Annotated in this window: 19 protein-coding genes; 13 read left to right on the top strand and 6 right to left on the bottom strand. The window is 63.7% G+C overall.

Translation table 11 applies throughout. The annotated features are described in order from the left end of the window. Positions 1-116 precede the first annotated feature (116 nt). The 9 genes from OPIT5_27600 to OPIT5_27560 all read left to right on the top strand — a co-directional run bounded on the left by OPIT5_27600 (position 117) and on the right by OPIT5_27560 (position 11147). Complete coding sequence (locus OPIT5_27600; protein ID AHF94816.1) at positions 117-215, top strand: hypothetical protein; 99 nt, start codon at positions 117-119, stop codon at positions 213-215. Between the two features lie 24 nt (positions 216-239). Further along, on the top strand, positions 240-1007 hold the full coding sequence (locus OPIT5_27595) for a TetR family transcriptional regulator (protein ID AHF93413.1): 768 nt from the start codon (positions 240-242) through the stop codon (positions 1005-1007). A 135-nt stretch (positions 1008-1142) separates the two neighbouring features. Further along, entirely contained in the window at positions 1143-1877 is a 735-nt protein-coding gene (locus OPIT5_27590) for an N-terminal cleavage protein (protein ID AHF93412.1), read from the top strand. A gap of 91 nt (positions 1878-1968) precedes the next feature. Beyond that, entirely contained in the window at positions 1969-2751 is a 783-nt protein-coding gene (locus OPIT5_27585) for a hypothetical protein (GenBank protein AHF94815.1), read from the top strand. Positions 2752-2778: 27 nt separating this feature from the next. Then, positions 2779-5541: a heparinase gene (locus OPIT5_27580; GenBank protein AHF93411.1), complete on the top strand. Its 2763-nt coding sequence runs from the start codon at positions 2779-2781 to the stop codon at positions 5539-5541. Between the two features lie 25 nt (positions 5542-5566). Then, positions 5567-6397: a hypothetical protein gene (locus OPIT5_27575; protein AHF93410.1), complete on the top strand. Its 831-nt coding sequence runs from the start codon at positions 5567-5569 to the stop codon at positions 6395-6397. Further along, a complete protein-coding gene (locus OPIT5_27570) occupies positions 6394-7995 on the top strand; it encodes an ABC transporter substrate-binding protein (protein ID AHF93409.1) in 1602 nt (533 codons plus the stop codon). Before OPIT5_27575 ends, OPIT5_27570 begins: the two co-directional genes overlap by 4 nt. A gap of 32 nt (positions 7996-8027) precedes the next feature. After that, the gene (locus tag OPIT5_27565) at positions 8028-10175 is read left to right on the top strand and encodes a heparinase (GenBank protein ID AHF93408.1); all 2148 of its coding nucleotides are present in this window, start codon (positions 8028-8030) and stop codon (positions 10173-10175) included. Between the two features lie 54 nt (positions 10176-10229). After that, positions 10230-11147 (top strand): AraC family transcriptional regulator, encoded by a 918-nt coding sequence (locus OPIT5_27560; GenBank protein ID AHF93407.1) that lies wholly within the window; start codon positions 10230-10232, stop codon positions 11145-11147. Positions 11148-11248: 101 nt separating this feature from the next. On the opposite strand, the gene OPIT5_27555 is transcribed toward OPIT5_27560, so the two are convergent. From OPIT5_27555 to OPIT5_27530, 6 genes are all read right to left on the bottom strand, one after another. Further along, positions 11249-11575 (bottom strand): thioredoxin, encoded by a 327-nt coding sequence (locus OPIT5_27555; protein ID AHF93406.1) that lies wholly within the window; start codon positions 11573-11575, stop codon positions 11249-11251. 11 nt (positions 11576-11586) lie between these two features. Next, positions 11587-12132 (bottom strand): hypothetical protein, encoded by a 546-nt coding sequence (locus OPIT5_27550; protein ID AHF93405.1) that lies wholly within the window; start codon positions 12130-12132, stop codon positions 11587-11589. Positions 12133-12202: 70 nt separating this feature from the next. Then, entirely contained in the window at positions 12203-12475 is a 273-nt protein-coding gene (locus OPIT5_27545) for a hypothetical protein (GenBank protein ID AHF93404.1), read from the bottom strand. Beyond that, positions 12472-13317, bottom strand: a complete 846-nt coding sequence (locus OPIT5_27540) for a chromosome segregation and condensation protein ScpA (protein ID AHF93403.1) — start codon at positions 13315-13317, stop codon at positions 12472-12474. Before OPIT5_27540 ends, OPIT5_27545 begins: the two co-directional genes overlap by 4 nt. Positions 13318-13511: 194 nt before the next feature. Then, the gene (locus tag OPIT5_27535) at positions 13512-14255 is read right to left on the bottom strand and encodes a ubiquinone biosynthesis protein (GenBank protein AHF93402.1); all 744 of its coding nucleotides are present in this window, start codon (positions 14253-14255) and stop codon (positions 13512-13514) included. A gap of 107 nt (positions 14256-14362) precedes the next feature. Continuing rightward, on the bottom strand, positions 14363-15952 hold the full coding sequence (locus OPIT5_27530) for an ATPase AAA (protein AHF93401.1): 1590 nt from the start codon (positions 15950-15952) through the stop codon (positions 14363-14365). 143 nt (positions 15953-16095) lie between these two features. Here OPIT5_27530 and OPIT5_27525 point away from each other — a divergent pair, with 143 nt between their 5' ends. From OPIT5_27525 to OPIT5_27510, 4 genes are all read left to right on the top strand, one after another. Then, positions 16096-16404, top strand: coding sequence for a DNA-binding protein (locus OPIT5_27525; protein ID AHF93400.1), 309 nt, complete (start codon positions 16096-16098; stop codon positions 16402-16404). A gap of 221 nt (positions 16405-16625) precedes the next feature. Continuing rightward, complete coding sequence (gene trpA / locus OPIT5_27520; protein ID AHF93399.1) at positions 16626-17432, top strand: tryptophan synthase subunit alpha; 807 nt, start codon at positions 16626-16628, stop codon at positions 17430-17432. Between the two features lie 195 nt (positions 17433-17627). Then, positions 17628-19148 carry a D-xylulokinase gene (locus OPIT5_27515; protein AHF93398.1) on the top strand — a complete coding sequence of 507 codons (1521 nt, stop codon included), beginning with the start codon at positions 17628-17630 and terminating at the stop codon, positions 19146-19148. A 164-nt stretch (positions 19149-19312) separates the two neighbouring features. Continuing rightward, positions 19313-20575: a tryptophan synthase subunit alpha gene (locus tag OPIT5_27510; protein AHF93397.1), complete on the top strand. Its 1263-nt coding sequence runs from the start codon at positions 19313-19315 to the stop codon at positions 20573-20575. Positions 20576-20677: the final 102 nt, after the last annotated feature.

The raw sequence follows: 20677 nt of genomic DNA, 5'->3' as shown, positions 1-20677 counted from the left end.
CCGCGAAAGAGCGCAAAAATCCTTAGGCGCATGAAACCCTCCATCGCGCTTATAAGCGCGCGGGAGATTCACGACGGGCAGAGTGATTTTTACGCTCCTTCGCGGCCAGATTCTGAATGAGCGATGACTCTGTGGTCCTGCTCTCTCGCAGGCCGGGGATGGCAGATAACGCCATAATTATGCAATTGTGTTGCGTCGTGCGCATCGCCGTCTGAACGTTGCCGACCTTTACCATGGAAATGACCAGAAGTGATATCGAGAAACCCGCTCGTGTGCATGCGAATGGCCAGCGGACGAGATTGCGGATCCTCGAGGCCGCCGGGCAGGTGTTTGCGGCCAACGGATACGGCGAAACCGGCATGCGTGGCATCGCGAAAGAGGGCGGGATCATCCTGAGCTCTCTGGTCTACCATTTTGGCACCAAGGAAAAACTCTTTGAGGAAACGATCCGTTATCACGTGGTCGAAAAATCGGGGCTGGAAACGCTGTTTGATCCGCTCGTTTCCGGCTCCGCCCGGCTGACTCCGCAGGCGGCGTCCGATGCCTTGCGGAAGGTGGTGCGCGACTTTCTCGAAGTCTGCCATGGCCCGCGACGGGTTCCGCTTCTGAACGGCCTGCTCCTGCATGCCCTGACCGACGGCAACCGGCAGGCCTGCTCCCTGATCCGGGAACTCGTCGAACGACCCCGGCAACAGGTGTTCGAACGACTCCGGCAGGTTTCTCCTTCTCTCGACAGGCAGGACGTGGAGTCGTGGTTTCAGCTTTTCCAGGCAGAGGTGCTGTATCTTTCCGTGGCGCGCGCCCTCATCCTCAAGCAACACGGCTGGACGGAATATCCTCCCGGCTGGCTGGATTTCACGGCGCACCGGATCGCCTGGCATTGCTGCCTGCCGCTCGGCTTGCCCGAACCGTCCGGACGGGTGGAATGGGCTCCGGCGTCCGCTGCCGGGATGTTGCCGTCTGCGGAAACTCCGGCGGTCGAGAGCGTGACCTGCGTTTCCGGGTAAACACGAGCCACCCGCCCTGCTGCACATCGCGGGGGAGACTACCGTTTTTCCCTGGTTTATCCCCTGATTTTGGCAGCGTTGGAGCTTTCGTGGTGCGATTGTGCGGATACGGTCTCGGCTAAACACCACCCGCCCATGTTTACCCGCCCCCCCGCACATATCCGCTGCCACCATAATCCGGCCTTTACGCTGATCGAGTTGCTGACGGTGATCGCCATCATCGGCATCCTCGCCGCCATCATCGTGCCGACCGTCGGAAAAGTCCGGATAACAGCCAAACGCGCACAAACCATCAGCAAGCTCCGGCAAGCGATTATCGCCACGATAACCTACGGGCAGGACAACAAGGGCCGCCCCCCGTTTACCGCCGGCACCGCGGATGCGCCCCAATATACCGGATTTCCGCATTCGTATCCAGCTGCCGCATACAATGAAACCCTGCGCCCTTATCTTGGAGACCGCTTCGTTTCCCTCTTCGCCTCGGATGCGCTGAGCAAATATAGTGACGTTTATAACCCGGAACAACAACGCGAGGTCGAGGCCGGGGGCGGCATACCGAAGGCCAACGTCCATTTCGCATATTTCCACCGAACCCACGAAGGCACATCATCCGGCCGCCCCCCGGAAAAATACGGACTGCTCTTCAAAGACCTCAACAACCCTCCGCTCGACTATGCCATATGGGGCACGCTCGCCTTCAAATCCTCGGAAAAAACACTCGGCTACTCCGAGGCTGCCGATGGAAACAACATCCCCTTGTCCGGCATGTTCGCCGGTTACGTCGATTGCTCGGTGAAATGGTTCAAATTCGAGCAACTGACGGTTTTCGCCGACAATTCCTACCGCTGGCCCAAGCCGAGAAACGAATGATTCTTTCCCTCCACACACCGCTACCCTTTCCCCTGCCCATCACAACCCGCTCACACCGCCAGAAAACACAAACCACGCACACTATCCTCACATGAAACCACGCGCACTTATTCCTGCCCTTGCAGTCTGCCTGCTCTCGGCAGCCACCGCCACGCTCTCCGCCGAGGACGTCCTCGTGACTTACGGACTGAATTCGACCAATCTGGCTGGTGTGGCGAGCAATGTCGCCCCAAGCATCACCGCTGAAAGTATGACAGCGTTCGCTGACGGAGCCGCTGCTGGAAACTTCGGCTTCAGTGGCAGCAACGGACAGGCCTTTTCACGCCTGAGTTCAGTGACGTCGGGTGGTTCCGCCCTGTTGGCGACCAATCTTGCCGACGCGCTGACCGGTACCCGCTACTTCGCGTTCACACTGACACCCAAGGCAGAGCAGACCATTAGCATGGGCTCGGTCTCATTCGACATGATTATACAGAATATTTCTCCCACCCCTCCGGCCACTACCACGTATAATGCATTCGAAGCCAACTTTGCGCTGGTGGCATCGCTTGGAGGCCAAGATTACACCATCGGCACTTCCTCCATGTTAGGCCAAACAAGCAGTGGCATACGCCAAGGCGGGACAGCCACCTTCGATCTCACGAGCGTCAGCGGAGTCGATTTCAGCGCAGTGACATCCGCCGTGACCTTCAAAATCTATCTCTACACCACTGGAACCGAGACCAACTATTACGAGACAATCCGCTTCACCAACCTCACCGTGAACACCCCCGCACCCAATAACATTCCTGAACCCGCGCACACCGCCCTCATCCTCGCTGGAGCACTCGGACTACTCCTCTTCACATACCGCCGCTTCCGCCGTGTCGGATAAAGACGGCGTCCGATTTTGATTTTCCTCATGCGGCCACGTCGGAAAACGTGGCCGCGCGTTTTTCCCGATTCCACTCCCCGCCTTTTTACCGTGAAAAAATCCCTCCGCCTCACGCTCCCGACATCGCTCATCTTGCTCCTGCCCCGCGCCTTTTTGCTGCTGCTGCTCGCCGCGCCCTTTTGCCTCCCGGCTGCCGGCCTGCTGCCATTCCCGAATTCCGGTTTCGAGGAGGGCGCCGCCCGCTGGACCATCCCGGCGGCCGACAAGGGCATGAGCCGGGTCGCGCCCGAGGCTGCGCGGACGGGAAAGCTCGGCCTGCTGGTCGTCGATGCAGACACGCAGGCAGGCAGCAGCGCGCGCTCGGATTTTCTTCCGGCGAAAGCAGGCGAGACATACCGGCTCGATTTCCATGCACGGGTCGTCGAAGGCGGCGGCATCGCGGTGTATCTGCAGTTTTATGACGCCAGCCGGAAGCTCATTCGTCCCGATTCTTCATCCGGCGGCAAGGAGCTGCTTCGGGTCATCCCTCCCGGGGCGAAAGACTGGACCGCCCTGACCCTGGCAGGCACGGCCCCGGCGGAGACGGCGTTTGCCGCCGTGTGGGTGCATTCATTCAGCGGCAATCGCGTGACGGCCCATTTCGACGATTTTTCGGTTTCCGCCGCTCCGGTATCCGCCGCCAGCGAGTTTCCGACCGATGCCGGCGCGACTCGTCCGTCGGCAACGTCAGGCGCTGTCGCGCCCGTTCCGGTGTTTCCCAAGCCGGATCCGGAAAAGGTGTTCGCCGGTTTCAAGATCATCCAGCCCGATGGTTCGGCATACCGTACGCCTCGTGAAGACTGGGAGGGAGCCCGCCGGCGCGTCGCCACCGATCCGGCATGGAAAACATGGACCGATGAACAACGGGCGGCGGCCGACGCATGGATGGCCCGCAATCGCGACCGCGCCGGTTGGGAGGCAGGCTGGAACCACGATTTCATCAGCCCGGCCAGCGGTGCGTGGCTGGTCTGGACCGAGGATGTACCGGGGGAAGAGACCGGAGTGATTCTGAGTCATTCGGGCGAGAAAGTCGCTGTGTCCGGGAGTGAAAATCCCAAAATCTTTCGGGCCTGGGTCGGCGCTTTTCGCAAGCGGCATGCCCTCGAAATGGGAAAAATCGCATCGGTGTATCAGTTCACCGGTGACAAGCGCTATGCCGAATGGGTGTGCGCCCAGCTCGATTTCTACGCCGATCACTATAACTCGTGGGGCAAGGGTGTGGCGCAGCGCAAGAATTCGCATCTGGGTTACCAGAGCCTCGACGACGCCGTGATCGTGTCACGCCTTGTCGAGGCAGCGCGTCCGGTTTTCGACTACGCGGGGCCTGTCCGGAGGCAGGCGTGGTTGGACAAGCTGTTTCGCCCCGAAGCCGAACTGCTTGGCCGCACCTATGGTTTCATCCATAACATCGCCACCTGGCAGCGGGCCGCCCAGGCGCAGATCGCCCTGCTGTACGGGGATGAAGGTTTGCTGGACAAGGCAATGGGCGGGCCGTTCGGACTGCGCGCCCAGATCGACCGCGGGGTGACCGGTGACTATTTCTGGTTCGAGCAGTCGATGGGCTACAACGACTTCATCGTCATGGCCACCGCTCCGCTGTTTACCTTTGCGGGCCTCATCGGGCGGCAGGACCGGATCGCGAGGGAGGCGACGATTGTGCAGAACCTGATGATCGCTCCGCTTTACATCCGGTTTCCCGACGGCACGATTCCCAACCCGGCGGACAATGGCGGGCGGCCGCGGGTGCCTTCCGGATGGTTTGCCCGTGCTTACCGCATCTGGCCCACGCCTCTCGGCTTCCGGCACGCCGCAAAATCGGACGAACGCTCCTGGAGTGCGCTGGTCGACCCTCCCGAACAGATCGCCGGTTTCGAACGCGCCTCGGATGCCCTGCCGGAGGTGACTTCGCGCAACATGGAATCCACCCGTTTTGCCTTGCTCCGGAAAGGTCCGTGGCAGGTATTTTTCCACTACGGACAACTTCTCGAGTCGCACCGGCAGAGCGAGGCGCTCAACTGGTCAGCGTCGTGGAACGGCACCGATATCAGCCATGATCCGGGCAATGTGGGCTACGGTGCGCAGAGCACGCAGTGGTATTACCGGCGGGGCCTCAACCACAACGTGCCGCTGATCGACGGCGAGGGGCAGCGCACTTGGGATCCGGGAAAACTCGTTTGCTTCGATCCGGAGGCCGGCATTGTCGAGGCCGGGCAATCCCGCTACTGGCCGGCCGGCAACACGCGGATGCCTCCGTGGGGCTGGGAGAACGCGCCGGAGTCATTGCGCTCGGGCACAGGGGTAAAGGCCGATCGGCGTCTCCATATCGACGGGGATGCGCTGGTGGAGGAAACCGGCGTTGCGCTGACGGATCCGGCCGTGACCGCGCGCCTGGGACTATCGCTGCATTTGCAGGGGAAAATGCGTCCGTCGCAGGCGGGGAGCGAAACCGTCTTCCGGCCGGTGAGCGCGGCGGAGTTTGCGAAGGGTCGCACGAAGACGTTCACGTACTGGCAGGACGTGCAGGCCGCCTCGTGCCGGGACCGCGCTTCGGTCGATGTCGAATTTGCGGACGGGGTGGTGATGCGCGTGGAGTTCGCGGTTACCGGCGGCGGAGCGTTCACGCTTTACCAGGGATCTTCGCCCGATCTGCCGCCGCCGGCCCGCCGCGCCGGTTTTTATCTGGAGCTCGACGAACCGCGCGCGGCTGCCCGTTTCATGACCGTCATTCGTCCCGTCGGAAAAACGGGCTGACAACCCGAGCCACGCCTTCTCCTGCATGAAATTTCCCCCGTTCGTGTCGATTGCCGCCTTTTGCCTCTCCGGGCTTCTCCCGGTAGCGGCCGGCGGACTACACGATGATTTCGAGGCTGCCGCTCCCGGACCCTTGCCGGCATCCTGGCTGGCGGCCCGCTGGAAGGTGACGCGTCCCGAACAGGGCCTGGAGCAGCAACGCGTGACGGTGGTGAAGGAGCAGGAGGGCGATGGCGTGAACACCTTCATCCGTGTCCTGTATCCGGCCGGCCGGACCAATTCTCCCCACAGCGGCGCCTCTTGGCGGGCGCCGCTGCCGGCCTCCGACGAGGCCACGGCGGAATACCGGGTGCGCTTCGAGTCCGGTTTCGACTGGACCCGGGGCGGCAAGCTGCCCGGCCTTGCCGGCGGCTCGGGCGCCACCGGCGGGCGTCCGTCACCGGACGGTTTCAGTGCGCGCTACATGTGGCATCCCGAAGGCGGACTGATCCTGTACCTCTACCATTCCGGACAGAAAGACCGCTACGGCGACGGCCTCCGCCTCGGGCGTGCCGGCACGCTCCGTCCCGGCCAGTGGCACACGCTCAAACAACGCATCAGGCTGAACACTCCCGGCGAACCCGACGGAACCCTGCAAGTGTGGGTGGACGGCCGCCTCGCGCTCGAGCGCCACGACATGCGCTGGCGGCTCGCCGGCCACACCTGGCAGATCGATCATTTCTACTTCAGCACGTTCCACGGCGGATCGGGACCCGCGTATCAGCCACAGCGTGACAACCATGCGGACTTCGACGACTTCCGCGTGACGGTCCTGCCGTCCGCCGCCGCTTTGTCCGTTGCGCCTGCTTCACCATGAACCGCACCCGCATCACCAACCTTTTCGGCCTGCTGCTTCTCGCCGGGTGTTTTATGTTTGCTCTCGTGCGCGTGATGAGCCGCTCGCGGGATGAGCGAGCCGATGGTCGCGAGGTGATCCGTTTCGCCCACTGGCAGCTCGAAAGCGGCTTGCGCACGGCTTTCGACGCGCTCGCCCGCGAGTACGAAAAGCTCCACCCGGAGGTACGCGTCGAGCAGCTCGCCATTCCCGAGCGTACGTATACGCAGTGGCTGCAAACCCAGCTCATCGGCGGCACCGCCACCGATCTGATCGAACTCGGCAAGATGCCGCGCAACGCCGAGGACGAAATGTTGAGCCGCTTTTTCCTGCCGCTCACCGATTACGTCGAACAACCCAACCCCTGGAATGCCGGCACCGATCTGGAGGCCGTCCCCTGGCGCGAAACGTTTGTCGACGGCCTCGTCGGCGGCTTCAGTTACCGGCCCAATCTCCTCGAGTATTACGGCGTGCCCATGTCGATGCACACGGTGCGCGTCTATTACAACGCCTCGCTCTGGAAACGCATTCTCGGCGACACGCCCGCGCCCCGCACGTTTGAGGAATTCATCGCCGTCTGCGACCGCGTCGAGGAGTACGCCCGCCGGGAAAACATGCCCCTCATTCCCGTCGCCGGATCGAAGCTCAACGGCCCGCTCATCATCTACAAGTTCGCCACCAGCCAGACGCAGAAACTGGCGACCACCGCGCTGCGCAATTACGCGATGCAGCGCGATCCCGTGGAGCTCGGCGTCAGCTACCTCCGCGGTGACTGGTCGCTCGACACGCCGGCCGTGGTCGACGGCCTCGCCATCACGCGCGACATCGGCCTGCGCCTCCAGCCCGGTTACCTGCAAATCCCGCGAGAGGACGCCACGTTTTATTTCGTACAGGGCCGCGCGTTGCTCATCGCGACCGGGAGTTACGACGCGCCCAGCTTCCGGGAGCAGGCGCCGTTTCCGCTGGCTGTCTTCAATCTTCCGATCCCCGCGCGCGACAATCCCCGTTACGGGGGAAACGTTCTCGGTCCGGCATCGGAGGCTGCCACGACGACGAGCCTCAGCTTCGGCATCCCTCTCCAGACGGCCAACCGTGAGCGGGCGATCGACTTCCTGCGCTTTCTCACCTCGCGCCGGGAAAACGAACGCTTCACCGAACTGAGCTCATGGCTCCCGGCGGTTGTCGGCGCAAGGCTCACCCCCGAGGTGGAACCGTTTGTGCCCGTGGTCGAGGGCTACGTGGACGGATTCCAGATCAACAACCTCGGCACCAACACCGCCCGTATCGTGGAGAACGCCAACAACGCTCTCGTCCGTCCCGCCGGTTCGGTGGAGGCGTTCAAGGCGGTCATCGCTCCTGAATTCGGCAAGGCCGTGCGTCAGGACCTGGTCCGCCAGGCCAATGTAGCCCGACTCAACATCGCCCGCCAGGATCTGCCCGCCGCCGCCGCGATCGGGCTCCTCGGATACGCCACCGGCATCGACCGGCAGCGTCTGGGCGAACGCCTCAGCGCGATTCTGGAAACGCAGAACCAGCAGGAAAGCACCCGTGCCTGGATCGAATGCGAGCTGGCGCGTTGACCTTGGTATCCAATTATCCGACACACGACTCCATGAAATCCCCGGCTCTGATCGCTCTTCTCGTTTTCCCCCTGGCCGTACTCGCGCAAGACCGCGGTTTCCCGAAACCCGATCCTGAAAAGGCCTTCGCCAGCCTCGGCTTGAAAATCCTTCAACCTGACGGTTCCGTTTATCGCATGCCCCTCGAGGACTGGGCGGGCGCCCGCCAGCGTGTCGCCGACGATCCGGAATGGGCGAAGTGGATCGCCGAAAAACGCGCAACGGTGGACGCGTGGATGGCGCGTCACCGGGATCGCCGCGAATGGGTGGGCGGCCGGGGTCACGATTTTGTCAGTCCGCGCGACGGATCGTTTCTCGTCTGGACGCCGGACATCCCCGGCGAGGAGGCGCCGAAACTCAGGAGCCGCACCGGCCACGATGTCGAAATCACGCCGAAAATCATGGGAGGGTGGGTGGACAAGTTCCGCAAGCAGCACATGGAAATGATCGCCGAGGCGGCCCGTTTTTACCGGCTCACGGACGATGTCCGCTACGCGGCCTGGGTGGCCTCCCAGCTCGATTTCTATGCGGACGGTTTTGCGGCCGGTGCGTGGCCGGTGGCGAAGGGGCACACCGGCAGGCTGGGCGTAATGCCGTTCAACGACGGCGTGATGCTCACGCGCCTCACGGAAGCGGCGCGGCTGGTTTTCGACTCACCCGAAGCGCCCGCGGCGCGTCGCCAGGCGTGGCTGAAAAAACTCTTCCTCCCCGAGTTCGAATTCCTCGATGAGGCCTCCCGCGGTTTTCACAATCACACCCTCTGGGAGCGCGTCGCCCAGGCGCAGGTTGCGATGTTGTATCGCGACGATTCGCTGCTTTCCCGCGCTCTCGATGGCGAATACGGCCTGCACAGGCTTTTCGAACATGGCGTCACCGGCGAGTGGTTCTGGTTCGAGCAGTCGATGCCCTACCACGATTTTGTCATGATGGGCATGCAGCCGCTGCTGGTGTTCGCCGGGCTCACCGGGCAGGCCGACCGCATCCGCCATGAAGCGGCCATCGTGCAAAACATGATGCTCGCCACGTTGCAGATCCGGTTTCCCGACAACACGGTGCCCAACCCCGCGGATAGCGCCGGCACGCAGCGCGCGCCGTCCGGCCGTCTCGGTTCGAATTACCGCACGTTGCCGACGACCCTCGGCCTGGCGATGGCGATGGCGGGCAAGCCGTCGTGGGACAAGCTGCTCGACCCGCCGGAGGATGTGGCGCGGGTTTTTTCTGATACAAACCGTCCGTCTCCGGAAGCGGGCGATTGGCAGAAAAAGCCTGCGGCACGCGGAGAGGCAACGCTCACGGGCAAGGATGCCCGTGCCACATCGGAAGCGGGCGGGACGCCCGCGCCACTTGAAGACCTGCCTCCGGTGGTCTCTCGTCATTTCGAAACCACCCGGTTCGCCCAGCTCCGGCGCGGTCCTTGGCAGGTTTTTTTCCATTACGGTCAGGCGGGGCGTCCGCATGCCCAGGGCGAGGCGCTCAACTGGTCGGCGTATTTCGGGAAAACGCGCATCACGGCCGATCCCGGCAACGTCGGCTACGGCTCCAGACTCTGGAGCGACTACTACACGCGCGGACTCAACCACAATGTGCCGCTCGCAGACGGCGAGGGGCAAAACCCCTGGCATCCCGGAAAACTGCTCCGGTTCGATGCCGACGCCGGCGTGATGTCCGCCGCGCAACCGGATTATCGCGAAGGCGTGTCCGCAACCCGCACGCTGCGGATCGACGGCGATGCCCTGATCGACGAAGCCACGGTGACGCTGGCCGGTTCCGGCGCGAGGGAAACGCGCCTCGGCCTCGCCTTGCACCTGTACGGTACGCCGCGTCCCGACACCGCGTTTGTCGCGGTGCCGGACAAGGAGTTTTCGCGAAACCGTCCGGCGGCGTTTCGTTACTGGAAACAGGTGCGTTCGGCACCGTTTCGGGATCGCGCCGCGATCGACGTGGAGTTCCCCGGCGGGCCGGTACTGCGTGTGACATTTTCCGTGCAGGGTGGCGGCGACTTCACGCTTTATCAGGGTTCGTCGCCTGATCTGCCTCCCCGGCGTCGCGCCGGTTTTTATCTCGAACTGCCGGCCGGTCGCGCGGAGGCGACGGTGACGACGCGCCTGGAACCGGCGGACACGGGAGCAGGATCACCGTAAAAACCGGCATGCCCGGACTCGCCACCGCCGGAATTTTCCCCCGATAGTCAGCGAATGCCCGACCACCCGGCTTCCCCGTTTCCCGTCGCTCCGTCAGGACAAGCGCTCACGACCCGTTACCAGGACTGGATGGCGCTCAAGACCAACCTGCTCTGGATCTATGAGGGCGACATCCCGCTCGATGGCGGCGGCGGATCGCTGTTTCCCGAGTCGAGCGTCGCGTGGCTGGTGCTCTCCGGTGCGCTGACCGTTTCCTATGCCGGCCAGACGATCCGCGCGGGAGCGGACGAGTGGGTCATCCCGCGCCCGGGCATCCGCCGGCAGGATTTCGCCCCCGGCACGCACCTGCTCTCGATCCGCTTCCAGGCGCAGTGGCCCGACGGGAGGCCGCTGTTCGACGAAGGGCTTGGCGTGAGTTTTCCGCGCCACCGGTTTCCCGATCTGGAAGTCCGCGCCCGGGCGTTGCTGGGGGCTGCCCGCGATCACACGCCGGCGGACGATCCGACGCTGCTCGGCATCCGCCATTTTTCGATGGGAGCGTTCATCGGCATCAAGACGCGGCTCCTGGAATTTATCGGGGCGTTTTCCGGAGCGCTGATCGCATGCGGACTCAAACCAACGCGCCTGGGCACGCGTGACGAACGCGTGTTGCATGCGCTCTCGCGCCTCGACAACCAGCCGCTCTCGCACAAGTTCCGCGAACGCGATCTGGCGGTGGAAGTGGGGCTCGGGCTCAGCCAGTTCGTGCGGCTTTTCAGCGCGGAGATGAGCCTCACTCCGAAAAAATACCTCGACCTGCGCCGTCGCGAGACGTGCAAGCGGATGCTGATCAACAGCCCCATCCCGCTCAAGCAGATCGCGCACGACCTCGGCTTCGCGCACGCGTCGGATTTTTCCGCGTGGTTCAAAAAAAACCACGGCATCGCTCCCAAGGAATTTCGCGACCGGTTTCCGCAGGGGAGCAATCTGTGAAACGCGGACAGGTTTCGTCGCGGCCCCTCCCGAAAAAACATAACCCGGCGCGAAGGCCGGGTTACGGGAGAAACGGGGGGGAGACGTTGTCGGAAAAAAACTCAGGCGGCTTGCGCGAGAATCTTCTGCTTCAGCGTTTCCTTGGATTGCAGGCCGACAATGGTCTCGGCGATCTCGCCATTCTTGAAAAGAAGAAGGGTGGGAATGGCACGGACGCCGTACTTCGCGGCGAGTTCGCCGTTGTCGTCGACGTTGACCTTGCCGATCGTCACCTTGTCGCCGAGCTCGGTGGAGAGCTGGTCGAGGATCGGGGCGATGGCCTTGCAAGGACCGCACCACGGAGCCCAGAAGTCCACAAGGACAAGGCTGGAGCTGCTGATGGTGCTCTGGAATGAATCGTTATTCAGTTGGGTGATGGTGGCGGACATGTTTTTTCAGTTCAGGATGCGTCTTTGAAATAGAGAAGAACGGCGCTGGTGATCGCGCCGGCGGCGGCGATGAAGGCAATGACGGCCTGCCAGGCGGGCGTGCCGGCTTCTTCCTCTTCAAAGTCCTCCTCGGCGGGAGCAGAGGAGAAGGAGGATGCGGCGGCGGCGGTTCCATAACCGGGGGGTTTGGCGAAGCCGGGACCCGGCGGCTTGCTGGCGGCCGGAGGCGGTTTGGGGGCGCCGGCGAGAGGAACACCTCCGAGCCGGACGGGCGGTTTGGGCGCGATGCCGCCGGGAGTGGAGGCGACCGGCGAAGGGGGCGCAAAGGCGGCCGGCGCAGGAGCCGGGGTCGGGGCGGGCGCGGCAAAACCGAGCGGCGCAGGAGAAGGGGCGGGAGTCGGCGTCACGGCAGCCGGAGCGGCGGCAGGCGCGGGCGCGGGAGATGCCGGTCCGGAAGCGGGCGGCGGAGTGGCGGCGGGCTTGTTTTGGGCCGGAAGCTTCAGGGAAAGCTTCGGAGCGGAGGGAGTCGCGGGTTGCTCGGGGGATGTGTCGCTCATGTGGATGACAGAAATGTGAGGGTTCCGGGAATGCAGAAAAGAGAAACGTGGAACGAAAGGAGGCGATTGTCTAGCGCGGGGTGGATTTGTCGATGATCTCGGCCAGTTCGCGCGGTTCGACGGTTTCGAGGTGTTTGTCGCGGCGCTTGAGCTCCTCGAACGTCTTGACGACGGTTTCGGTCATGCGGCCGTGGGTTTCCTCGGAGCCGCCGACGAGCACGAATTTTTCGCCCCGGGTGATGCGTTTGTGCCCGTCGTCATTATCGAGGCCGACTCCAAGGAGCCCGGCTTTGCGGGGAGCTTTTTTCGGGGCGTCGGTCTTTTTTCGAGGGCGTTTGCTCACGGGGTGACGGTGTGAGGTTCCTCCGGTGTTTCAAGAGGGTTTTGCACTTCATTGCTTTCCGGAGCAGCCGTTTCGACCGCGGCGGCGGGGGTGGGCGGCGGGTCCTCGTCCTCGACGGCGGTGCAGAGGATGTCGGTGTACGCTTCGGTCTGGCTGATGCGGAGCTTGCGCAGGCGGGTGAGCTCGAGCACGGCGATGAAGGTGGCAACGAGCACGCGGACGGTGACGGGGCCGGTGAAAAGGTCGGTAAAAATGAATGATTTTTGAGTGCGGGTGAGGGCGAGCAATTCTTCCATCTTGTCGGAGACGGTGACCTGCTCGTCCTGGATTTCGCCGATGACGAGTTTTTCGGCGAGGCGGCGCAGGACGATGTTGAAGACGTTCCAGAGTTCGATCTTGTCGGCGGGCCTGAGCGGGCGTTCGGCTTCGGTGGCGGTTTCCTGGATGACGACGCGGGGGAGCATGTCGCGCTGGAAGATCGAGAGTTCGTCGAGCTTGCCGGCGGCTTCCTTGAACTTGCGGTACTGGAGGAGCTGATGGACGAGTTCCCAGCGGGGATCGAGGGCGTCGTCGTCCTCCGCCGGGCCGGTGGCGGCCTGGCCACGGGGAAGGAGCATGCGGCTCTTGATTTCCATGAGCGAGGCGGCCATGACGAAAAACTCGCCGGCGATTTCCAGGTCCAGTTCCTGCATCGAGTGGAGGACGTCGATGTACTGGCGTGTGACCGACTCGATGGGGATATCGTAGATGTCGATCTCGTTTTTCCGGATGAGGAAGAGGAGAAGATCGAGCGGGCCCTCGAAGACGGGCAGTTTGATGCGATAATCGGCGTCGGGAACCACAGGGAGGAAAAAGCTGAAAAGCTGAAATCTGAAAAGCTGAAATCTGGAATAGCTGGCAGAGGGGGAACCGCTAAAGGACGCTAAGGGACGCTAAACAAAGGCATTCCGGTTTCGTCTCCGACCTGTTTTCATTTAGCGGTTTTTAGCGAATTTTAGCGGTTCCAGCTTCTGGATCAGGGTGAGCCGGCGGTGTTTCAGTTTTCTGCTTTCAGCTTTTTCCCGATGTGGAGGGCGACGATGCCGGCGGTCATGCGGATGACCTCGATCTGGCGGAAGCCGGCGAGGCGGAGTTCGTTGCTCATGGCGCTGTGGGTCGGGTACGTCTCGATCGAGCCGCAGAGGTAGTCGTAGGCGCTTTTGTCGCCGGTGACGATGCCGGCGATGCGCGGGAGGATGCGCCGGAGGTAAAAAAAGTAGAGCAGCCGGAACCAGCGCCAGGGCTGGGAAAACTCCAGCACGTGCACGCGGCCGCCGGGGCGGAGCACGCGGTGCATCTCGCGGAGAGCTTGCAGGCGGCTGGCCATGTTGCGCAGGCCGAAGGAAATGGTGACGGCGTCCATGCACTCGTCGTCGAGCGCCAGGGCCATGCCGTCGCCTTGCCGGAAGACGATGCGGGCGGCGGAGGTGTCGCTGCCGAGGGCGCGCTGTTTGGCGGAGGCCTCGTCGAGCATGGGCTGGCAGAAATCCATGCCGGTGATGCGCGCGGCGGGCGGGAGAGCGCGGGCGAGGGCGAAGGCCACGTCACCGCTGCCGGTGGCGAGGTCGAGCACATCGGCGGGCCGGGCGGCGGGAGCGGAGGCGAGGAGACCGCGACGGACGCGGCGGACGAGACGCCAGCGCCACCACACGTCGGCGCCGCCGCTGAGAAGCCGGTTGGCGAGGTCGTAGCGACGGGCAATGCGGCCAAACATGGTGTTGACGGCGACAGGATCGGGCATGGCAGGAGAGAAAAAGCTGAAATGCTGAAAGGCTGAAAGCTGAAATACCGGTTGCCGCCACGGGCCGGTTGCCGGTTTTCGGGAGGCCGGTATTTCAGCGTTTCCGGTCAGCGGAAGCGGGCGACGACCCACTCGGAGATGGCCTTGTCCGGGTTTTCCACCACGTGGCGGTCGATGGTGGTGACGGACGGTTCGCCGTCGCGGGCGAGGAGCTTGAGGCCGTGGTGAAAGTTGCGGAATTTGTCCTCGCAGAGCGCGCGGATGGTTTTGTCGGTCGCGAGGCTCTGCTCGATGAGGGTGTCGATGGCGTCGTCGGTGAAGATGAGCTGGAAGGTGTGTTCTTCCTGGAAACGTTGCGAGAAGGCGAGGACATCGGCCTTGAGCACATCGTGCTGGCGATGCGCGGATTCGCGCAGGAGGGCGCGGAGCGTCTCGCGCGGCGCGGCCACGGTGGCGGCGTCGATGCGGAAGGCCTTGATCGCGGTCGAGGGAAGCTCGAACTTGAAGTCGCGCAGCACGCGTTCGAGCACGGTCATGAGGCCGCGCGCGCCGGTGCTCTCGCGGTGGGCGAGGCGGGCGACTTCGGTGATGGCCTCGGGCGTGATTTCGAAATCGATGCCGTAGCCGCCGAAGTCGGCGCGGTATTGTTGCAGGATGCTGCCTTCGGAGGTGTTGAGGATTTTTTCGAGATCGGAGGCGGTGAGGTGCTGGCAGGCCACGCGCACAGGGAGGCGGCCGACAAATTCCGGCTCCATGCCGTAGTCGATAAAATCGCGGGATTCGGCGAAGCGCAGGTAATCGGTCGGCACGTCGGGGCGCGGCGGCGCGATGTCCTCGGTGGCGACGCCGGTCGCGCCGGCGCCGGCTGCGGCCGCGGTGCCGTCGGGGAGGGGAAGGGAGGCGGCGAAGCCGATGCGGTTTTTCTCGATGCGGCGGCGGATATTTTCGGCGAGCTTGTCGAAGGCGCCGCTGACGATGAAGAGGATGTGGCGGGTGTTGATGGTGCGTTTGCGGGTTTTTCCCGTGCGCTGCATCTCCATCATGGCCTGCATCTGCGAGGCGAGGTCGGTCTGGCTCTGGAGGTTGACGTCGGTGTCCTCCATGAGCTTGAGGAGGTTGATCTGCACGCCGCGGCCGGAGACGTCGCGCCCGCCGCCGCCCGAAGCGGAGCCGGTGGCGGAGGCGATCTTGTCGATCTCGTCGATGTAGACGATGCCGTACTGGGCGAGCTCGACGTCGCCGTCGGCCGCCTTGACGAGGTCGCGCACGATGTCGTCCACATCGCCGCCGACGTAGCCGGTTTCGGAAAATTTTGTCGCATCGGCCTTCACGAAGGGCACGCCGATGAGGCGCGCGATGTTGCGCATGAGGTAGGTCTTGCCCACGCCGGTGGGGCCGAGTACGAGGATGTTTTGCTTGGCGTAGTCGCGCTCGCGCAGGTCGGGGTTTTCGAGGCACTGCCGGACGTGGTTGTAATGGTCGCAGATGGCGACGGAGAGGACCTTTTTCGCCTCGGCCTGCTGGATGACGAAGCGGTCGAGGTGGTCGCGGATTTCACGCGGCTTGAGGCTGAAGGCGCGGATGCGCGCGAGCGTCTCGTCGCGCGTCTCGGCGGCCGGCGGCGTTTCCGAAGTACCGGCGCTCTGGCTGGTTGGAGAGGGCGCGGAAAATCCGGACATGCCCGCTTTCCGGAGCATTTCCCTGATGTTTGCAGGTAGTTGGTTAAAAGGATCTTGTGTATCCATGTCAGTAAAAAATCAAAAGGTGGTTTGACGTAATCGATGAAGAGCACGTAGGTTACGGAACGACCGATAACCTGATCTAATAAAGGAATCCAACCATGCCTGCTAATCTGACCAAACGCGAGATCGTCCTCGAAATTTACGAAAAGACCGGGTTTCCCCAGAAGGAAATCGTGGCTTCGGTCCAGATGACTCTGGACATTATCATGCGAGCCTTGTCCGAGGGCCGGAACGTAGAGCTTCGCAACTTCGGCGTGCTCGAGGTCCAGCGTCGCAAGTCGCGCATCGGCCGCAACCCGAACAAGCCCGACGCCGAGGTCGTGATCCCCGAGCGCGCCGTGGTGAAGTTCAAGTCCGGCAAAATCCTCAAGCAACTGCTCAAGAAGATCGACATCAAGACACTTTGACCGGACCCGGGCCGCGGGGGGGGAGTTTCTCCGTCCGTGGCCTGCCCGTTGTTTTCGAAACCGGATCGCGCCGCGCAAGGCCGTCCGGTTTTTTTGCGGGCGATTGGGGAAGGGGAGGGGGGCGCGAAGGCCGGAGGAGCCGGGAGGGAGGCTTGCGATGATCGACAAAGTGCATCGCGGATGTTGCCAGACGGGCGGTTTTTTGCGCGCATGACATCTCCATGGACCGCATCGCCGAGACGTTTCAACGCTGCCAGCAGGAAAATCGCGCCGCCTTTGTCGCCTATTTGTGCGCCGGGGACCCGGATTTCGACACATCGCTCGAAGCCTGTCGGGCGGTATTGCGCAACGGGGTGGATATTCTGGAGCTTGGCGTGCCGTTCTCCGATCCGCTCGCCGACGGCTTGACGAACCAGCTCGCCGCCCAGCGCGCGCTGGAAAGCGGCATGACGGCGGCCCGCGTCTTCGAGCTCACCCGGAAACTGCGCGAGGAGTTTCCTCAGGTGCCGCTGGTTTACTACACCTACTACAATCTCGTGTTCTCCAACGGCGTCGACGCCTGGGTGCAGCAGGCGAAGCAGGCCGGTATCGATGCCATTCTCACGCTCGATCTGCCGCCGGAAGAAGCGTCGGACGTCGCCGGCGCCTGTGCGCACCACGGCGTGAAAACGGTTTTTATTGTCGCACCGACCACGCCCGATGAACGCATCGCCGTGATCGCGAAGGCTGCGACGGGTTTTATCTACTACGTGTCGCGCGAGGGCGTGACCGGCGTGCAGGATGCCGTCGCGGCGGGCGTCGGTCCTGCCCTCGCGCGGATCAAGGCCCGGACGACGCTGCCGGTGGTGGTCGGTTTTGGCATCGGCAAGCGGGCGCATGTCACCGAAGTGGCGCGCCATGCCGATGGCGTGGTCGTCGGGAGCGCGCTGGTGAATGTCATCCGCGATCATCTCGACAACCGCAGCGCCATTGCCGGCGCCATCGGCGCAAAGGCCGCGGATCTCTCGGCCGGCACGGCGAGGGAGTGAGCGGCGCAGGCGAGACCGCCCGCACCCGTCGCACGCATTTCCCGTAGCTGCGGGTTCGCCGTCTGCTGTTCCGCGGGCGTCCCGACCGTGCCGGACGGCCTTGGTCCGATGCTCCTCTTTTTTGCTGCGACGACACCGGTTTTTTGTGTCCATCGGACCGCATTTGTGCCCACCTGTTGAGCAAATTTATCCCTCATGAATCTCTACATTGGCATCGATTCCGGTACCCAGTCGACCAAGGCCGTTGTCCTCGATCCCGAAGCGGGCAAGGTCATCGCGGAGGCCCGCGCTCCGCACCAGTTGATCTCCGGCTTGCCGGTCGGTCACATGGAGCAGCATCCGCAGGACTGGACGGCGGCGCTCGACACCGTCATTGGCGGCGTGCTCGCAAAAATCGGTCCGCGTCGCGCCCGCTCCGTGCGCGGCATCGGGGTCTCCGGGCAGCAGCACGGTTTCGTGCCGCTCGATGCCAGGGGCGCGGTCATCCGCCCGGCCAAGCTCTGGTGCGATACCTCGACGGCGAAAGAGTGCGAGTTGCTGACGAAAAAATTCGGCACGGTGAAATCCGTTATCCGCAAGACGGGTGTGCCCTTCCTGCCCGGCTACACCGCGCCGAAAATCCTCTGGCTGAAGCGCAACGAACCCGCCCGGTACAAGCGCCTCCGCCACGTGCTGCTGCCGCACGACTACCTGAATTTTTATCTGACCGGCAACTACTTCATGGAGCACGGCGACGCCTCGGGCACCGCGCTCATGGACGTACGCCGCCGCGTGTGGTCGCGCGATGCGATCGAGGCGATCGACAAAAACCTCGCCGACTGGCTTCCGCCGCCCGGCGAGTCGAGCGCCGTTGCCGGCACGGTGCGTCCCGAACTCGCGCGACGTTACGGGCTCGGCGACGACGTGATCGTCTCGGCCGGCGGCGGCGACAACATGATGGGCGCGATCGGCACGGGCAACGTGAGCGCGGGCGTGGTGACGGCGAGCTTCGGCACGAGCGGCACGATCTACGCGTACTCCGACCGTCCGGTGGTCGATCCCGATGGCGAGATCGCGGCGTTCTGCTCCTCGAGCGGCGGTTGGCTCCCGCTCCTTTGCACGATGAACGTCACCACCGTCACCGAGCAGATGCGCGCGCTTTTCAGTTTCGATTACCGCCAGCTCGATAAAGCCGTGGCCGGCGCCCCCGCCGGTTCCGGCGGCCTCGTGCTGTTGCCTTACCTCGCGGGCGAGCGCACGCCGAATGTGCCGGCCGGCTCCGGCGTGTTTCTCGGGCTCAACAGCAAAACCGGCAACGCCTCGCATATGGCGCGCGCGGCCATGGAAGGAGCGACGATGGGCATGAATTACGGTTTGCTCCGCCTGGCTTCGCTCGGTGTGAAGGCGAAGGAAATCCGCGTCACCGGCGGCGGCGGCAAATCGCCGGTATGGCGTCAGATCATGGCGGACATTTTCGGCGTCCCGGTGGTCGGCATGGTCGAGGACGAAGGCGCGGCCCTGGGCGGCGCGTTGCAGGCCGTGTGGGCGCGCGACCTGCGCGAAGGCGGAAAAACGAAACTCTCCGACTACACGGGCCGGATCGTTGCCGTGAACGAGTCCACCCGCTGCGTTCCCGACCGGAAAAACGTGGGCCGTTACCGGAAACTCCAGGCCTTGCAGGACCGCCTCAGCCTCGCCCTGCGCGAGGTCTTCGTGGAGCAGCGGGCTCTGGCCTGAAGGATTTTCGATTCCCGATTCCCGAGTGGATCCTGCCACTCCGGGGAAACGCTCCGGCCGCGCCAGCGCCTGATTTCTGCAATCGAAAATCGGGAATCGAAAATCCCGAAATCCATCCGGTCTGGCGGAAATCCCGTTTGCCAGACGCGGCGTGTGGCCTTCGCATGGTGTACATGGCCTCTTCTTCCGGCTCCGCCGCCACTTCATCCGCCGCTCCTGTTTCGCCCGATTCGCTGCCCGATGCGCATGGCCGCTTCGGCGCCTACGGCGGCGCCTACGTTCCCGAGACGCTCTTCACTGCGCTCAAGGAGCTGGGCGACGCCTACGAAGTCGCCCGCAACGATCCGGCGTTTGTCGAGGAGCTGCGCTGGCACCTGAAGGAGTTCGCCGGGCGTCCCACCGGGCTTTATTACGCCGGCCGGCTCACGGAACATTGCGGCGGCGCGAAGATTTATTTCAAGCGCGAGGACCTGCTCCACACCGGCGCGCACAAGATCAACAACGCCATCGGCCAGGCCCTTCTCGCCCGTCGCATGGGCAAGAAGCGCATCATCGCGGAAACCGGAGCCGGCCAGCACGGTGTGGCCACGGCGGCGGTCTGCGCGAAATTCGGGCTCGAGTGTGTCGTGTACATGGGCTCGGTCGACATGGAGCGCCAGGCGCTCAATGTTTTTCGTATGCGTCTGATGGGCGCGGAAGTGCGCGGGGTGGAGGCCGGCCAGAAAACGCTCAAGGATGCCGTCAACGAAGCCATGCGCGACTGGGTGACCAACGTCCGCAGCACGCACTACATCCTCGGCTCCGCGCTCGGTTCGCACCCGTATCCGATGATGGTGCGCGACTTTCATCGCGTGATCGGGCAAGAGGCGCGCGAGCAGATCATGGCGCGGGAAGGCCGCCTGCCGGACGAGATCATTGCGTGCGTGGGCGGCGGCTCCAATGCGATCGGCGTGTTTTTCGAATTTTTGCCGTTTGAGGACGTGCGCCTGATCGGCGTCGAGGCGGGTGGCCGCGGCATCCGTCGCGGCGAGCACGCGGCGCGGTTCGAGGGTGGCAAACTCGGCGTGCTGCAGGGTGCAAAAACCTGGATCCTGCAAAACCCGGACGGGCAGATCGAGCTGACGCATTCCGTCAGCGCCGGCCTCGACTACGCGGCGATCGGCCCCGAACACGCCTGGTACCGTGACCGCGGACGGATCGATTACGCCTATGCGTGCGACGACGAGGTGCTGGAAACCTTCCAGCTCGTATCGCGACTCGAGGGCATCATCCCGGCGCTGGAATCGACCCACGCGGTCGTCGAGGGCATCAAGCGCGCCAGGGCGCTCGGCAAGGGCAAGATCGTTCTCGTCAACCTCAGCGGCCGCGGCGACAAGGACGTGAACCAGGTCGCGCGCATTCTGGGCGAGCAGGTCAACGGGGTGTGACGGGGCCGGATTCGTTGCCATCCATGTCCGTCCGGGCGGAGCCGTTTCACCGGATTTGACCCGCATATCGTCGGATTTGCCAACCGCCTGTCGCGATGCTGG

Source organism: Opitutaceae bacterium TAV5, assembly GCA_000242935.3.
Taxonomy (GTDB): domain Bacteria; phylum Verrucomicrobiota; class Verrucomicrobiia; order Opitutales; family Opitutaceae; genus Geminisphaera.
Note: the sequence above shows the minus strand (reverse complement) of the source record. Positions and strands in the feature narration are given on the sequence as shown.

Excerpts from the sequence above, each read along its gene's own strand:
- OPIT5_27600 (AHF94816.1), top strand. The coding sequence starts at position 117 with ATGAGCGATGACTCTGTGGTCCTGCTCTCTCGCAGGCCGGGGATGGCA.
- OPIT5_27595 (AHF93413.1), top strand. The coding sequence starts at position 240 with ATGACCAGAAGTGATATCGAGAAACCCGCTCGTGTGCATGCGAATGGC.
- OPIT5_27590 (AHF93412.1), top strand. The coding sequence starts at position 1,143 with ATGTTTACCCGCCCCCCCGCACATATCCGCTGCCACCATAATCCGGCC.
- OPIT5_27585 (AHF94815.1), top strand. The coding sequence starts at position 1,969 with ATGAAACCACGCGCACTTATTCCTGCCCTTGCAGTCTGCCTGCTCTCG.
- OPIT5_27580 (AHF93411.1), top strand. The coding sequence starts at position 2,779 with ATGCGGCCACGTCGGAAAACGTGGCCGCGCGTTTTTCCCGATTCCACT.
- OPIT5_27575 (AHF93410.1), top strand. The coding sequence starts at position 5,567 with ATGAAATTTCCCCCGTTCGTGTCGATTGCCGCCTTTTGCCTCTCCGGG.
- OPIT5_27570 (AHF93409.1), top strand. The coding sequence starts at position 6,394 with ATGAACCGCACCCGCATCACCAACCTTTTCGGCCTGCTGCTTCTCGCC.
- OPIT5_27565 (AHF93408.1), top strand. The coding sequence starts at position 8,028 with ATGAAATCCCCGGCTCTGATCGCTCTTCTCGTTTTCCCCCTGGCCGTA.
- OPIT5_27560 (AHF93407.1), top strand. The coding sequence starts at position 10,230 with ATGCCCGACCACCCGGCTTCCCCGTTTCCCGTCGCTCCGTCAGGACAA.
- OPIT5_27555 (AHF93406.1), bottom strand. The coding sequence starts at position 11,575 with ATGTCCGCCACCATCACCCAACTGAATAACGATTCATTCCAGAGCACC.
- OPIT5_27550 (AHF93405.1), bottom strand. The coding sequence starts at position 12,132 with ATGAGCGACACATCCCCCGAGCAACCCGCGACTCCCTCCGCTCCGAAG.
- OPIT5_27535 (AHF93402.1), bottom strand. The coding sequence starts at position 14,255 with ATGCCCGATCCTGTCGCCGTCAACACCATGTTTGGCCGCATTGCCCGT.
- OPIT5_27530 (AHF93401.1), bottom strand. The coding sequence starts at position 15,952 with ATGCTCCGGAAAGCGGGCATGTCCGGATTTTCCGCGCCCTCTCCAACC.
- OPIT5_27525 (AHF93400.1), top strand. The coding sequence starts at position 16,096 with ATGCCTGCTAATCTGACCAAACGCGAGATCGTCCTCGAAATTTACGAA.
- trpA (AHF93399.1), top strand. The coding sequence starts at position 16,626 with ATGGACCGCATCGCCGAGACGTTTCAACGCTGCCAGCAGGAAAATCGC.
- OPIT5_27515 (AHF93398.1), top strand. The coding sequence starts at position 17,628 with ATGAATCTCTACATTGGCATCGATTCCGGTACCCAGTCGACCAAGGCC.
- OPIT5_27510 (AHF93397.1), top strand. The coding sequence starts at position 19,313 with ATGGTGTACATGGCCTCTTCTTCCGGCTCCGCCGCCACTTCATCCGCC.